Genomic DNA, 14,445 nt, shown 5'->3' with positions numbered 1-14,445 from the left:
CCCCCCCCCCCCCCCCCCCCCCCCCCCCCCCCCCCCCCCCCCCCCCCCCCCCCCCCCCCCCCCCCCCCCAAGACCCCCCCGGGCCAAAAGACGGGCGCGGCGACCGACGGTCGCCCGCTCGTCTTCTGTATACGTCCCGAGGACGTCAATCTCGAGACCGGCGCGCCGGTCGAGGCGCGGGTCCATGACGTCGAGAACCATGGCGTCGAGAAGATCCTGACGCTGCGGGTCGGCGACGCCATGCTGCGCGCCACCGTGCCTGCCAGGACCGACGTCCAGATAGAGCAGCCGGTGCGCTTTGCCTGGAACCCGGACAAGGTGGTGCTGTTCGACAAGGGCAGCGGAATAAGCCTGCGTCACGCCGGCTAAGTACAAGCGTCTTTACTGCGCTAGAGCGGGATGCGTTCAAAGTGAACCGTGCATCCCGCTCTATCCATGTGTTTTAGCCGCATTTGTGCGACGCCACGTGATTCCACTTGGCTGCGAAATGCTCGAGTCTTCCCGTCATCCCCCGTACGGGGGATGCGGATGCTCCGATTTGTCGAATAGGCTGATCCTTTGGTCCCAAACGGGCTTTGCAAGCCCAATTTGGAGGCCCAAAATGGAGGGTTGGCTATGGGAAATCTGTTCCGCAGTTTTGCGACGATCCTGCTCGTCGCCGGTATGGGATTGTCGGCGGCGCATCTGGGCGAGGCGCAGGCAGCCAAGAAAGTTGTCGCCGGCGCGAAGGTCGACGCCAAGAAGATCAAGGACCTCAACGGCACGGTCAATCTGTCCACCAGCGACTGCAAGCTGTTGTTGAGCGGCACCGTCGTGGAAGTCTCGGATGGCAGGTGCGGGGCCTCCGGCAAATATTGCAAGAGCAGCGCCGGCTCGGCCTGCATTACCGAGCAATAAGCCGGCCAACGTTTAGCCGGCCTGGCGGATCTCCGCCTGTTCCTCGGCCCGGAAATGGCTGGGCGGCGATCCGATGACCCGTTTGAAGGCGCGGCTGAAGGAGGCGTCGGATTCGTAGCCGAGACGAGCCGCGACGACGGAAATCTTGAGCCGGTCGCGGACCAGCCATTGCCTCGCCTGGTGCATCCGCACCTGCGTGACGTACTTTGCCGGTGTTTCGCCGACAATGGTTGCGAAGCGCTCGGCGAAACCTGATCGCGAGGCACCCATCATCTTCGCCAGAGCCTCCACCGTCCAGTCGCGGTTCGGTTCCAGATGGATCGCGGCCAGCACCCGGCCGATCTCGCGGTCCCTGACCGCCGCAATCCAACCGGAAGAGTCGCCGCAGCCGCGCTCGACCCATGAGCGGATGACGGTCGCGGCGAGCACATCGGCCAGCCGCGCCAAGATGCCGCCGGAGCCGACGCGCTCCATCGTCACCTCGCGGGCCATCGCTTCCAGCAAATGCGGGATACCTGGCTCATAGGCCTCCAACTCATGTGCGCGCATCACGTCCGGCATCATGCCGAGCAAGGGGTGCAAGCCATCGAGATTGAAATACATGCTGCCGAAAAACAGCAAGGTCCCCGGACGGCAGCCGGGCATGCCGTCATTCGACATGCAATAGACACCCTTGCAGATTTCCTCGACCTCATAGCCGTGGATCGGCGCCGCCTCGATACCCGGCTCGCTCGCCAGCGTGTGGGCTGAGCCGCGCGGCAACAATACCGCGTCGCCCGCCTTGAGCTCGACCCATTCGCCGGACGGCTGCAGCAACCAGCAGCCTTTGCGGCCGATGAAATGAAACCGTGCCGCCGCCTGAGCCGGAAAATGGATGCCCCAGGGTTCCTTCATCTCGCAACGGCCGTAATCGACGCCTTCGAGACGCAATCCGCGCAATATGTCTGTCAGCGGATCGCCGGTGATTGGAATTTTGGACGAACGGTCAAACATAATGGTGTTTCTAGCATGGAAACTCCAGCTAGTCACTCCCTATGTTGCTTGCATTGCAGCCAAATGCTGCGCTGCAACAGACCGGAGATCCCTCATGACCGAACCCGCGACAGGCGTCATGGACGCCGTTCTCGACCCATCGGAAACCGGCGAACGATCCGAGCCCGCATGGGGGGCGGTGGTCTCCCTGGCGCTCGGAGTCTTTGGCCTAGTGACCGCGGAATTTCTGCCTGCCAGCCTGCTGACGCCGCTTGCGCAGGATCTCGGCATCACCGAAGGCGCCGCCGGGCAGGCGGTAACGGCCACCGCCGTCATTGGTGCGATTGCGGCGCCGACCATGGCTATTGTCACCAAGCGGCTGGACCGCAGGCTGGTCATGTGGGCGCTGACGGTGCTGCTTGTGCTGTCAAACCTGGTGGCCGCGTTTGCGTCCTCGCTTCCCGTTCTTCTGATTGCCCGCATCATGCTCGGGATCAGTCTTGGCGGCTTCTGGTCGATGTCGGCAGCCATGGCGATGCGGCTCGTTCCGATGCGGCTGATGCCGCGCGCCATGTCGATCATTCTCACCGGCGTTTCGGTGGCGACGGTCTGCGCGGCTCCGGTCGGCGCCTATGTCGGCGACATCTGGGGCTGGCGGACGGCGTTCATGATCGCCGCCGTGGTCGGTGCGCTGGCGCTGCTGGTGCAGGTGGCTACCATTCCGAAGCTGCCGCCTGCAGGTACGGCAGGTTTTCGCACGCTGCTGGAGGTGATGAAGCGGCCGATGATCAGGGTGGCACTGCTGGTGGTGCTGCTGGTCGCCTCGGGACATTTTGCCGGCTTCACCTATGTCCGCCCGTTTCTCGAGAAGGTGCCCGCGCTGGACATCGAGACGATCTCGCTTGTGCTGCTCGCCTACGGCATTGGTGGCTTCTTCGGCAATTTTGCCGGCGGCTTCATTGCCGAACGCAGCCTCAAGGCAGCCGTCAGCCTGGCGCCCCTGCTGATCGCGTTTTCGGCGCTCCTGCTGCTGGTGGTCGGAGTTTCACCCGTCGTGGCTGCAATAGCAGTGGCCAGCTGGGGCTTTGCCTTCGGCGCCGTCCCAGTCGGGCTGCAGACCTGGCTGGTGCGGGCCGCCCCCGATCAGGCGGAAAGCGCCGGTGGGCTCATGGTTATGACGTTCCAGGTCGCCATCGCGTTGGGCGCCGTCTTCGGCGGCCTGCTGGTCGACAATACCGGCGTTGCCAGCGCCTTCGCCTATTGCGCGGCGGCGACGTTGCTTGCGGCACTGGCGGCGTTCTTCCTTGGCCCCAAGCCGATCGACGACCCCAAGGCCTAAACGGAACGGCCGTCGAAGTCGAAGACCGGCACGGCTGCGACGTCCAACGCCTCGATGCAATTGATATTGATATAGGCACTTCGCCCGCTCCCTTCGCCGACATCCTCGGCGAAGGGGTGAATGCCGCAGCTGCGGCAGAAGCGGTGGGCGATGACATGGTTGCCGAAGCTGTAGCGACCGAGATCATCGCCCCAGGCAAGCACCCGCATGCTCTCATGCGGAACTGCCCATAGCAGTGCACCCTTGCGCGAGCAGATCGAGCAATTGCACCGAACGGCTCCGGTCAGCTCGCCTTCGACCTCGAACGCGACCTTGCCGCAGTGGCAGCTGCCTTGGTAGAGCATCGGGCCTTCCTCCTTCGGGTCGACAGGTGCAAATCCGACCGTGCCGGGCTATGTCTCCTGCGGCCAGTTTCTGGCTGCTACCTTAAGACGTTGCAAACGCGCGGAGTCCGACACCGAAAAATGCAATCAGCCCGCGATCACCTCGAAGCAATTCTTTCGCCTCTTGCCGCTTGCGTCGACGATGAGAGGGTTTTCGTAAAGCTCTACCCGGAAGCCGCACGGGCGGCGGCGGACGCTACCGATGCGCGGCGAAAAGCCGGCGTCACGCTCGGGCCGCTCGATGGGGCGATCGTCTCGATCAAGGATCTGTTCGATGTCGCCGGCGAGCCGACCACGGCCGGCTCTCTGCTGCTCGCCAACGCAGCGCCGGCGCTGCGGGATGCCATTGTCGTGCAACAGTTGCGCCAGGCCGGTGCAATCATCCTCGGCAAGACCAACATGACCGAGTTCGCCTTTACTGCAATCGGCGTCAATCCACATTATGGCACGCCCGGCAATGCTAGCGATGCCAGCCGTATTCCGGGCGGCTCCTCCTCAGGCGCCGGCGTTTCGGTGGGCGAAGGCACCAGCGAAATCTCCATCGGTTCCGATACCGGTGGTTCGGTGCGCATTCCGGCATCGCTGAATGGCGTCGTCGGTTTCAAGCCGACTGCGCGGCGCGTGCCGCTTGCGGGTGCGTTTCCGCTGTCAGCCACGCTGGACTCGATCGGTCCGCTGGCCCGCACCGTCGCCGAATGTGCGGCGGCCGATGCAGTGATGTCGGGCGAAAACCTGGCGGCACTGTTGCCGCTGCCGCTGGACGGCCTGCGCATCGGTATTGCGCGCGGCGTGCTGTTCGATGATACGCAGGAAGAGGTCGCGACGACGTTCGACCGGTGTCTGCGCAAGATAGAGCTTAGCGGCGCACGGCTTGTGGAGCTGTCGATCGACGACCTGCTTGCCGATCTGCGCGTGGCAACCCAACGCGCGTCGATCGCGGCGATGGAAGGGGCGGAGATCCATGCCGACTGGCTGGCGACGGGAGCGACGAGGCCGGTCGACCCGCGGGTAAGCGGGCCATTGTCGCGCGCCGCCGCCATTCCGGCCACGGTCTATATCAGGGCAATGCGCCGCCGCACGGCGCTGGCCGCCGCGATGGATGACCGGCTGGCGTCGGTCGACGTGCTGGCCCTGCCGACCACACCGGTGACGGCGCCGACGATCGTGTCGATGACCAGCGACGAGGCTCTGTGCAACAGGACGGAAGGCCTTCTGCTGCGCAACACGCAGGTCGCCAACCAGTTCGATCTATCAGCCATCTCGCTGCCGATGCCGGGAATGACGCGTCCGGCCGGGCTGATGCTGGTGGCGCGCAATGGCCATGACCACCACCTGCTGCGCATCGCAGCGGGCGTGGAGGGGCTGCTTGCAAATTGATCGGATAGCGCGTGTCAGCGCGACGAGCAGTGGCCGCGTTCGCTGTCCTTGGCGGCGCGTTCGATGCTGGTGGCGACCAGCCAAGGCAGGGTGTACCGCTTGCCGTTGAAGGTCCGGGTGCGGTTCTCGATCGAGCCGACAACAACGACCTTGCCGGCATAGAGCTTGTCTGAAAGATCGAGCGCCTTGTCTTGCTGCGGCAGGCGATCGATGTCGATTGAAACGCCTTTGATGAGCTTCCCAGCAGCGAGGTCGAGTGCGCTGTTCGATGGACAGGGTGCCGCCACGCAGCGTATGCCGTTGTCGCAGAACACGTAGCTACCCTGTCCGTTGGCGAAGGCTTGCGCCGTCGCCACGCAGAAGCCGGTGGTCAGCAGGAATTTTGTGACGCTTGCCATGCCGGCACCATCGCCGGCGAATTCGGGAAAATTGGGGCGCTTTCAGAAATCGGCAGGGAACCGCCGCCGGTAGTGCTCGACCACTTCGGGGTTGCGCAGATTGACCGGCAATCTGTTGGCCAGCACCAGCAGGGCTTCGCCAGCCGCGCCGACGCCCATCCGCATCATCGACTGCTCGGTAATCCCAGCCATGTGCGGGGTGACGATGACGTTGTCGAAGCCGAAATAAGGATGGTTGGGCGGTAGCGGTTGTGTAGCAAAAACATCGAGCGCAGCGCCGCCGATGCGGCCCTTCTGCAAGGCCTCGATCAGCGCGTTGTCATCGATCACCGGCCCGCGCGAAACATTGATCAGCAGCGCATCCGGCTTCATCCGCTCAATGCGCTCGCGGCTGATCAGCCCCCGTGTTTCGGGCGTCAGCGGGCAGCACAGAACGATGATGTCGCTCTGCTCGATGAGTGCATCGATCGACAGGAAGCCGACCCTGTCCGGCGCCGGCCGCATGCTGCGCGTCGTCGCCACCACATTCAGATCGAACCCATGGGCGGCGATGTGGCCAACCGCCTGACCGATCGCGCCGAGGCCGACAATGCCGATCGTCTTGCCCGCTAGCTCGCTGGCCACCACCGTGTGTTCGCGGCCCGCCAGCCAGCCCTTCGCACGCAAGTCGCGGTCCAACACACGGAAGCGCCTAAGCAGCGCCAGCGCCGCGAACATCACATATTCGGCGACAGATCGCGCGTTCACCCCCGGCACATTCGCCACCAGCACGCCGGCCGCATTGGCCGCTTCCATCGGTACCATGTCCAGCCCGGCGCCGTGGCGGATCGCGGCCCTGAGCTTCTTCGCGCCTTCGAAAAGCGCCGCAGGCAAGGGAGCGCGAACGATGATGACATCGGCGTTCCTCGCCTCGACGGCCAGCGTGGCCGCATCGAGGGCGGAAGCAACGACGAGTTCGCCGGCCCCGGTCAGCATGGAAGCGGCACGAGGGTGCAGTCTGTGTGTTGACAGGATCTTGGGCATTTCAGGCCTTTTCGAGCGCAGGGCTTTCCGGTTCCGCCCCACGCCCCTCGATCAGCCCCTTCCAGTAGCTTTCCGCGCCTTGCAGGTGGGCGCTCATCAGCGCCTGGGCGAGATTGCCATCGCGGCGCAGCAGCGCCTCGTAGATCTGGATATGCTCGGCATGGGAGCGCACGCTGCGTTCGGGATCGTTGAAATAGATCGGCAGGCGCAGTTCACCCATCATGTAGTAGACGCTGCAGATATTGTGGAAGACGCTGTTCTTGGTCGCCCGCACGATCTCGAGGTGGAACTCGCGGTCTTCCCGGGCAAGCCCTTCACCGGCGGCGATGCGATCCTCGGAGGCCTTCAGGATCTCGCGCAGCCGCTCGAAATTCTCCTCGGTGGCGCGTGAACAGGCAAGTTCGGCGGCCTTGATCTCGTGGATCTTGCGCAACTCGACCGTCTCGTAGATCTGGACGGGATCGAGCGGCAGGCCGGCGCGGGCGAACAGCGCCATCGCCTCGACGCTCGCCTGCTTCGTATCGATGTAGATCCCGGATTTCGCCCGTCGCTCGACGATGCGCATGGCCTCGAGAATGGCCAGCGCCTCGCGGATCTGGCCGCGGCTGACGCTGAAATGCTCTGCCAGTTCGCGCTCCGACGGCGTGCGGCCCGTCTCCTTGTCCGAATGGGAGAACAGATAGGCGGCGAGTTCCGCGAGAAGGTTCTTTTCTTTCATGTCAGCCGTGTTGCGCGTGCGCCTCCAGGAACCGCTCCGAAATGGTGAATCCCAGCCCGGGTCTATCAGGGATCGCTACCATACCGTCCTTTGCTTCGACAGTCTCTTCGATCAGATCGTGGATCATCGGGTTGGCGCCGAGCGAATATTCGACGGTGAAGCTCGCCGGCGAAGCGGCGCAGACATGCAGGCCGGCAAAGAAGCAGGGCGCGCCGGCCCAAAGATGCGGCGCAAAGCGCAGATTGAAGGCGCTGGCGATGGTGCCGATCTTCATCGCCTCGCTGATGCCACCGCAAAAGGCCGGATCCGGCTGGAAGATATCGGCGGATTTGAGCACGGCGAGGTCGCGGAAGGCATAGCGTGTCGCCTCGCTTTCGCCGGTGGCGATCGGGATCGAACCGCAGGCGCGCACCTCGGCCATGCCGGGCTTGTCGTCGGCGATCACCGGCTCCTCGAACCAGGCGAGATCGAGGTCGCCGGCGAGATGGATAAAGCGCTTGGCTTCGGCCACCGTGTAGGTGCCGTGCGCGTCGACCATCAGGTCGATATCGGGACCGAGCGCGCGTCTGGCGGCACGGACGCGAGCGGCCGAGATATGTGGGGCGCCGTCCATGGCGCCGACGCGCATCTTCAGCGCCTTGAAACCGCCCTTGGCGATGTAGGACTGCAGCTGGTCGCCGATGGCTTCCGCAGTGGCCCAGCCGCCGGAAGCATAGGCCGGCATGCGGTCCAGCTTGCGGCCGCCGAGCAGTCGCCAGACCGGAACGCCGAGTGATTTGCCGAGAATGTCCCACAATGCGATGTCGACGGCGCTGATAGCCGCGATGCTCATGCCGCGTCGCGCCAATTGCGGCATGGCGTGGCCGGCGCGAGCGGCGCTGTCGTGGCGCGTGCCATTATAGAGCATCTCCCAGATGACGCCGATGTCAGCCGGGTCGCGGCCGACCAGCTGCGGGCCGACTTCGTAGTTCAGCAAATGGACAAGGGCGCCGTAACTGCCGGCGCTGCCGGCGGCATTCTTGCCTTCGCCCCAGCCGACCAGCCCGTCGTCGGTTTCGATGCGCAGGATGGCGGCGTCGAACGTCGCCACCTGACCGAAGTCGCTGCGGTGCTGCTTCGCGGCTTCGATCGGTATGCGGACCCACCAGGCTTGGACCGTCTTGATGCGCATGTTCATCCTCGGCCCGGCCGCGGTGAGGCGGAAGGGCTTTTCCAAACGGCTCGGCTACTTGATCAGCGGCAGCAGCGTTTCCGCGTTGATGCGCATCTGGTCGGTGTAGAATTTCTCCGTGAGCACGCTGGAGCCGTGGTCCTGAATGAATTTCAGCTGCTCCGGCGAGATGTCGACGGGGTTGCGTTCGACCATGTCGGGATAGGGGGCAGCCGGCGTGCGGTCGACGGGGGCGACGAATTCATTGGTCAGCGCGCCGTCATAGCCGATCTCCTTCAGCGTGCCGACGATCTTCGGCCAGTCGATCTGCCCGAGGCCGGCGGCGAAGCGGTTGTTGTCGGCGACATGGAAATCGTACAGGCGCTTGCCGACCTGCCGGATGGCGTCATAGACGTTAAATTCTTCCATGTGGATGTGGTAGGCGTCGAGGCAGACGCCGCATTCGGGACTGACCGCATCGGCCAGCGCCAGTGCCTGGGCGCCGCGGTTGAACAGATAGGTCTCGAAGCGGTTGAGCGGCTCGACCGCGATCTTGACGCCGACCTTCTTGGCGTGGGTGAAGCATTCCCGGGTGGCGTCGACCACCCATTTCCACTCCTCTTCCTCGGTGCCGTCCGGCACCACCTTGCCGACGGTGGCCGGAACCAGCGTGATGATCTCGCCATCAAGTTCGCTGACCATGGTCAGCACGTCCTTGACATACTGCACCGAGCGCTCGCGCTGGCCCTGGTCCTTGGCGGCGAGATTGCGCTCGCCCAGCATCAGCGTCACCGCTCCCCAGCAGCGAATGCCGTACTCGTTCAACAGTGCGCGCGTCTCCTTGGGCTTGTACTGTTCGGGTTCGCCGGAGATCTCGATCGACTCGTAGCCGAATTTCTTGATGCGCTTGAGCGTCGTTTCCAGCGGCTCCGCCCGCATCCAATTGTGCGTCGAAAGATGCATGGTCTATCCTTCCCAGAATCGCCTGTACCAGTTCGCCTGCGGCGCACTCTGCCGAAGCGTGCCGCATGATTCCTCCCCAAGGCGTCCCAGCATTTTTTGCAAACTGGTTCGACCAATTGGGCTTGAAGGGAGGTCTACAGTAATTTCATCTGGACGGCAAGAACTGCTGCCATCAAGCGTTGGCTCCTGTCTATGCTATTGATTATACTTAAACATGTGGCTTAACTCGGCATGGTTGCAGGACCGCGGCAGCGCGTCAAATGGCTTGACCAGATTTCGGCATTTGGTAATACCAGAATAGCGGCGCTGAGCGCGCTGTGCAAAGAGACCAAAGACGCTGGCCCTGTTTTCAATCGGCGCTATGCTTGGTCGTGAAACATAGGGAGATGCCGATGCCGACGACGATGAAGGGGCCTGGTCTGTTCCTGGCGCAGTTTGCGGGCGACGCCGCGCCGTTCAATTCGCTGGCCTCGATCACCAAATGGGCGGCTGGTCTGGGCTACAAGGGCGTGCAGATCCCGACATGGGACGCCCGATTGTTCGATCTCGAGAAGGCAGCCTCCTCCAAGGCCTATTGCGACGAGGTGAAGGGCATCTGCGCCGATGCCGGCGTCGAGATCACCGAACTGTCGACGCATCTGCAGGGGCAACTGGTGGCGGTGCATCCCGCCTATGACGCGCAGTTCGACGGCTTCGCGCCGGCTGCGGTGCACAACAATCCAAAAGCCAGGCAGCAATGGGCGGTCGAACAGATGAAGTTCGCCGCCAAGGCGTCGAAGAATCTCGGGCTCAAGGCGTCGGTGTCGTTTTGCGGCGCGTTGGCCTTCCCATACCTCTACCCATGGCCGCAGCGGCCGGCGGGACTGATCGAGGAAGCATTTGCCGAGCTGGGCAAGCGCTGGAAGCCAATCCTCGACGTCTATGACGAGAACGGCGTCGATATCGGCTACGAAATCCATCCGGGCGAGGACGTGTTCGACGGCGCGACATTCGAGATGTTCCTCGATGCGGTCGGCGGCCACAAGCGCTGCAACATCAACTACGACCCGTCGCACTTCCTGCTGCAGCAGCTCGATTATCTCGAATTCATCGACATCTACCACGAGCGGATCAAGGCGTTCCACGTCAAGGACGCTGAATTCAATCCGACCGGGCGGCAAGGCGTCTATTCCGGCTACCAGAGCTGGACCAACCGCGCCGGGCGTTTCCGCTCGCTCGGCGACGGGCAGGTGGATTTCGGCGGCATCTTCTCCAAGCTCACCCAATACAATTACGATTCATGGGCGGTGCTGGAATGGGAATGCTGCCTCAAGCACCCGGAGGATGGTGCTGCCGAAGGCGCCCCCTTCATCCAGCACCACATCATCAGGGTGACGGAAAAAGCATTCGACGATTTCGCCGGCGGCACGACCGATAAAAAGGTGCTGCGCGGCATGATGGGGATCTAGCACAGATATCCCTCCCGAGGGGAGGGTGGCCCGGAGGGCCGGGTGGGGTCGGTCCATGCCGAGCTTCATGCCCGGCGACCCCACCCGCGCTACGCGTCGACCCTCCCCCTCAAGGGGGGAGGGGTATCTCAGATAACGAGGGAGAAAATCATGGTTGGCGCATCGAAGACGGAAACGGGAGGCGGTCCGATCCGCTACGGCATGGTTGGCGGCGGACAAGGCGCCTTTATCGGCGCGGTGCACCGCATCGCGGCGCGCATTGATAACGAGTTCGTGCTGGTTGCCGGCGCCTTGTCGTCGAATCCGGAGCGCGCCAAGGCCTCGGCGGCCGAGCTTGGGCTCGATCCGGCACGCAGCTACGGCTCCTATGCCGAGATGGCCCAGGCCGAGGCCAAGCGGCCGGACGGCATCGAGGTGGTGGCCATCGTCACGCCGAACAATGTGCACGTGCCGGCCGCCAAGGCTTTTCTAGAGGCCGGCATCCACGTCATCTGCGACAAGCCGCTGGCGACGACGCTGGCCGAGGCAAAGAAGCTGGCCGCGCTGGTCGAAAAGACCGGCAAGGTGTTTGTGCTGACGCATAACTACACCGCCTATCCGATGGTGCGGCAGGCACGCGAGATGGTGGCCAAAGGACAGCTCGGCGATATCCGCATCGTGCAGTCGGAATATCCGCAGGACTGGCTGACCGAAGATCTGGCCGCCACCGGCCAGAAGCAGGCTGCGTGGCGCTCAGACCCCAAGCAGGCCGGTGCCGGCGGTGCGCTGGGCGATATCGGCACGCACGCCTACAACCTCGCCCGTTTCGTCTCCGGGCTGGAGCTCGATTCGTTGTCGGCCGATCTCGATGCCTTCGTACCGGGGCGGCTGCTCGACGACAACATCAATGTGCTGCTGCGCTTCAAGCCGGTCGGCGGGTCGCACTCCGCCAAGGGCATGATCTGGGCAAGCCAGGTGGCGCCCGGCCACGAGAACGGCCTGAAATTGCGCATCTACGGCTCGAAGGGCGGGCTCGAATGGGTGCAGGCCGATCCGAACTATCTCTGGTACACGCCGTTCGGCCAGCCGAAGCAGTTGATCACCCGAAACGGCGCGGGAGCGTTGCCCGTCGCCGGGCGCGTCAGCCGCGTTCCGCCAGGCCATCCGGAAGGCTATCTCGAAGGTTTCGCCAACATCTACCAGGAAGCCGCGCGGGCCATTCGTGCGGCGCGCCGGAAGGGCGGCAAGCCGGCTAAGGATGTCGTTTTCCCAACTGTGCAAGACGGCGTCGAAGGCATGGCCTTCATCGAGGCCTGCGTGAAATCGGCGAAGAAGAATGGAGCGTGGACGAAGCTCTGAAGGGGTGGTGATATTCAGGTGAGACCGGCCTGCAAATGGCAGTTTCCTGCGCTTCCGGTGCTCATGTACCAAAAGTACGCTCCGCTCCGGTTCTCGGAACCCACCATTTTCGGCTCGGCCTGACCTGAATCTCACCACCCCTCCGGCGATCGAGCGAATGAAGGGGAGGGGCGTCGATGAAAATCGGCATGTGCATGTTGTTGTGGACGACCAGTGTCACGAAAAAACACGAGCCGTTGTTGAGGGATATCAAGGCGACCGGCTTCGACGGCGTCGAGATACCGATCTTCTCCGGCACGCCGGACGACTACAAGAAGCTCGGTGAGCTGCTCGACCGCATCGGGCTGCAACGTACCGCCGTCTCGGCGATGGGCGATCCGGCGATGAACCTGATCTCGGCCGACGCCTCGACGCGCAAGGCCGGTATCGACTACATGAAATCGGCGATCGACTGCGCTCAGGCGCTTGGCGCGAACACGTTGAGCGGCCCGCTGCATTCCACACTCGGGGCCTTCTCCGGCAGCGGGCCGACGGCGGCCGAGAAAAAACGTTCGATCGCTTCGCAGCGCGCCATCGGTGACCATGCCGGCAACAAGGGTGTCACCATCGGGCTGGAGGCGCTCAACCGCTTCGAATGCTATCTGCTCAACACGATGGACGATTTGTCGGCGCATATCGACGCGATCGACCGGCCGCACATCAAGGCGATGTACGACACCTTCCACGCCAACATCGAAGAGGCCGACCCGATCGACGCCTATACGCGCAACCGCAAGAACGTCGTCCATATCCATATTTCGGAGAACGATCGCGGCGTGCCGGGCCGTGGCCATATTCCCTGGAAGGAGACGTTCTCCGCCATCCGCAAGAGCGGCTACGACGATTGGCTGACGATCGAGGCGTTCGGGCGTTCGCTGAAGGATTTGGCCGCGGCCACCAAGGTGTGGCGCGACTTTTCCGAGAGCCCGGAAGCTGTTTACCGCGACGGCTGCAAGCACATCAGGAATGGATGGAGGAAGGCGCCCTAACCGCACGCCTGCGCAACGCCCCCGTCAGCCCTGGCCGGCCTGGATCCGGTTGTAGTCGTGGATCGTCCTGCTCAAGCGGCGGCGCAGGAAATTGGAAATGTTGTCGAAGATGAAAACGACGAGCAGGACCAAGAGCACCATGTAGAAGACATTGGCCCAGTTGGAATTGGTGCGCATCGCCTCCCAGAGCTTCAGGCCGATGCCACCGGCACCGACGGCGCCGATGATCGTCGCGCCCCTGGTGTTGGATTCCCACTGATAGAGTGTCTGGCTGATGAAGACCGGGATCACTTCCGGCAGCACGCCATAGCGCTGCACCAGCAAGCCGTTGGCGCCGGTCGACTGGATGCCCTCGCGTGGCTTGTCGTCGATGTTCTCGAGGCCTTCCGAATAGACTTTGCCGAGCGTGCCGATCTCGGTGAAGAAAATCGCGGCGCTGCCGGCAAGCGGGCCCGGGCCGAAGGCGCGGGTGAAGAACAGCGCCCAGATCAGCATGTCGACCGAACGCATGAAATCGAAGAACCGCTTTAGCACCTGGCTAAGCAGGCCGCTCGGGGTGATGTTGCGGGCGGCGAAGAAGGCGAGCGGGAAGGCAACGATGCCGCCGAGCAAGGTGCCGAGAAACGCCATGACGATGGTCTGGAACAGCTTCGTCCAGACGTCGCCATGCTGCCATTGGGCGTTGTTCCAGATATTGTCGGCGGCCAGCGCAATGTTTGATGTGCCCGGCTTGAGCTGGGGTCCGGACATCAGCAACGAGACCACCTCGCCGGGTGACTTGCCGAAGAAGGGCGAGCGTGTGTCGAAGACGAAATTCGCCCAGCCGAGGAAGCGCTTGCGGACCTTGACGCGATCGACGGTTATGCGGACCTCGCCGGCAAAGCCCATCCTGGCGATGATTTCGTCGTCATGCGCGGTGATCCAGTCCGGCACCGGGCCGGATACTACCGGCTTGCCGCTGGCCAAGGACACCGGCACCGCCTGGCCATTGGCGACAAGCGTCGCCTCGGTCTTGTCGAAGGTGACCGATTTGGCCCGGCCGTCGATCAGGATGGTGTAGGAGCCGTTGGCGTTTGTGATGACCCAATCGGGATGCGGGTCTTCGCCGAGCGCCGAAAAACGCGGGTATCTGGGTGTGATCTGAGGCTGGTCGAGACGGAATTCCGGCTGCAGATCGTAGCTGATCCATTGCGTCAGGAAGAGCGGCAGGCGCTCCCAGTGCGATTCCCTCAGCACTTGCGGCAGGCTGAAGAACCACAAGGCATAGACGAGGTAGAGCAGGATGCCGGTGAACAGGACCAGCGGGCCGAAGCGTTTGTACAAGGGCCGCCGGAACACTTGGGGAAAGCGCTCCTCGATCGACCGCATCTCATCGGCGGTCATTGCGGCCATGGGCAGTCTTCTTGTTGAT

General features: G+C 63.5%; 15 protein-coding genes. 7 read left to right on the top strand and 8 right to left on the bottom strand.

Annotation, left to right across the window (positions count from 1 at the left end; all coding sequences use genetic code 11):
* Both NKI47_RS06425 and NKI47_RS06420 read left to right on the top strand, forming a co-directional pair.
* Positions 1–369: TOBE domain-containing protein (locus tag NKI47_RS06425; RefSeq protein ID WP_352588484.1), on the top strand; the 369-nt coding region annotated here is incomplete at its 5' end.
* A 246-nt stretch (positions 370–615) separates the two neighbouring features.
* Positions 616–897 (top strand): hypothetical protein, encoded by a 282-nt coding sequence (locus tag NKI47_RS06420; RefSeq protein WP_352448400.1) that lies wholly within the window; start codon positions 616–618, stop codon positions 895–897.
* 12 nt (positions 898–909) lie between these two features.
* On the opposite strand, the gene NKI47_RS06415 is transcribed toward NKI47_RS06420, so the two are convergent.
* Positions 910–1,890 carry an AraC family transcriptional regulator gene (locus NKI47_RS06415; RefSeq protein ID WP_023675183.1) on the bottom strand — a complete coding sequence of 327 codons (981 nt, stop codon included), beginning with the start codon at positions 1,888–1,890 and terminating at the stop codon, positions 910–912.
* 94 nt (positions 1,891–1,984) lie between these two features.
* Between NKI47_RS06415 and NKI47_RS06410 the strand changes: the two genes are divergently transcribed.
* Positions 1,985–3,208, top strand: a complete 1,224-nt coding sequence (locus NKI47_RS06410) for an MFS transporter (RefSeq protein ID WP_352588481.1) — start codon at positions 1,985–1,987, stop codon at positions 3,206–3,208.
* Here NKI47_RS06410 and NKI47_RS06405 read toward each other — a convergent pair.
* Positions 3,205–3,552, bottom strand: a complete 348-nt coding sequence (locus NKI47_RS06405; RefSeq protein ID WP_023675184.1) for a GFA family protein — start codon at positions 3,550–3,552, stop codon at positions 3,205–3,207. The two genes, NKI47_RS06410 and NKI47_RS06405, sit on opposite strands and share 4 nt — an antisense overlap.
* Positions 3,553–3,672: 120 nt before the next feature.
* Between NKI47_RS06405 and NKI47_RS06400 the strand changes: the two genes are divergently transcribed.
* Positions 3,673–4,968, top strand: coding sequence for an amidase (locus tag NKI47_RS06400; protein WP_352588478.1), 1,296 nt, complete (start codon positions 3,673–3,675; stop codon positions 4,966–4,968).
* Between the two features lie 14 nt (positions 4,969–4,982).
* Here NKI47_RS06400 and NKI47_RS06395 read toward each other — a convergent pair whose 3' ends face one another.
* The 5 genes from NKI47_RS06395 to NKI47_RS06375 are packed head-to-tail and all read right to left on the bottom strand — an operon-like array spanning position 4,983 to position 9,220.
* A complete protein-coding gene (locus tag NKI47_RS06395; protein ID WP_352588475.1) occupies positions 4,983–5,366 on the bottom strand; it encodes a hypothetical protein in 384 nt (127 codons plus the stop codon).
* 42 nt (positions 5,367–5,408) lie between these two features.
* Positions 5,409–6,389: a hydroxyacid dehydrogenase gene (locus tag NKI47_RS06390; protein ID WP_352588472.1), complete on the bottom strand. Its 981-nt coding sequence runs from the start codon at positions 6,387–6,389 to the stop codon at positions 5,409–5,411.
* A 1-nt stretch (position 6,390) separates the two neighbouring features.
* On the bottom strand, positions 6,391–7,107 hold the full coding sequence (locus NKI47_RS06385; protein ID WP_292661187.1) for a FadR/GntR family transcriptional regulator: 717 nt from the start codon (positions 7,105–7,107) through the stop codon (positions 6,391–6,393).
* Between the two features lies 1 nt (position 7,108).
* Positions 7,109–8,278, bottom strand: a complete 1,170-nt coding sequence (locus NKI47_RS06380; RefSeq protein ID WP_352474076.1) for a mandelate racemase/muconate lactonizing enzyme family protein — start codon at positions 8,276–8,278, stop codon at positions 7,109–7,111.
* 54 nt (positions 8,279–8,332) lie between these two features.
* The gene (locus NKI47_RS06375) at positions 8,333–9,220 is read right to left on the bottom strand and encodes a sugar phosphate isomerase/epimerase family protein (RefSeq protein WP_023675190.1); all 888 of its coding nucleotides are present in this window, start codon (positions 9,218–9,220) and stop codon (positions 8,333–8,335) included.
* Between the two features lie 392 nt (positions 9,221–9,612).
* Here NKI47_RS06375 and NKI47_RS06370 point away from each other — a divergent pair, with 392 nt between their 5' ends.
* The 3 genes from NKI47_RS06370 to NKI47_RS06360 all read left to right on the top strand — a co-directional run bounded on the left by NKI47_RS06370 (position 9,613) and on the right by NKI47_RS06360 (position 13,034).
* The gene (locus tag NKI47_RS06370; RefSeq protein WP_023675191.1) at positions 9,613–10,668 is read left to right on the top strand and encodes a sugar phosphate isomerase/epimerase family protein; all 1,056 of its coding nucleotides are present in this window, start codon (positions 9,613–9,615) and stop codon (positions 10,666–10,668) included.
* A 150-nt stretch (positions 10,669–10,818) separates the two neighbouring features.
* Entirely contained in the window at positions 10,819–12,006 is a 1,188-nt protein-coding gene (locus NKI47_RS06365; RefSeq protein WP_023675192.1) for a Gfo/Idh/MocA family protein, read from the top strand.
* Between the two features lie 176 nt (positions 12,007–12,182).
* Entirely contained in the window at positions 12,183–13,034 is an 852-nt protein-coding gene (locus NKI47_RS06360) for a sugar phosphate isomerase/epimerase family protein (RefSeq protein WP_352588469.1), read from the top strand.
* 24 nt (positions 13,035–13,058) lie between these two features.
* On the opposite strand, the gene phnE is transcribed toward NKI47_RS06360, so the two are convergent.
* Positions 13,059–14,426, bottom strand: a complete 1,368-nt coding sequence (gene phnE, locus NKI47_RS06355; RefSeq protein WP_352588467.1) for a phosphonate ABC transporter, permease protein PhnE — start codon at positions 14,424–14,426, stop codon at positions 13,059–13,061.
* Between the last annotated feature and the right edge of the window lie 19 nt (positions 14,427–14,445).

Origin of the sequence: Mesorhizobium sp. M0633 (genome assembly GCF_040320645.1) — a bacterium.
Taxonomy (GTDB): Bacteria; Pseudomonadota; Alphaproteobacteria; order Rhizobiales; family Rhizobiaceae; genus Mesorhizobium.
The sequence above is the reverse complement of the archived record's forward strand: the minus strand, read 5'-3'. Positions and strand labels throughout refer to the sequence as shown.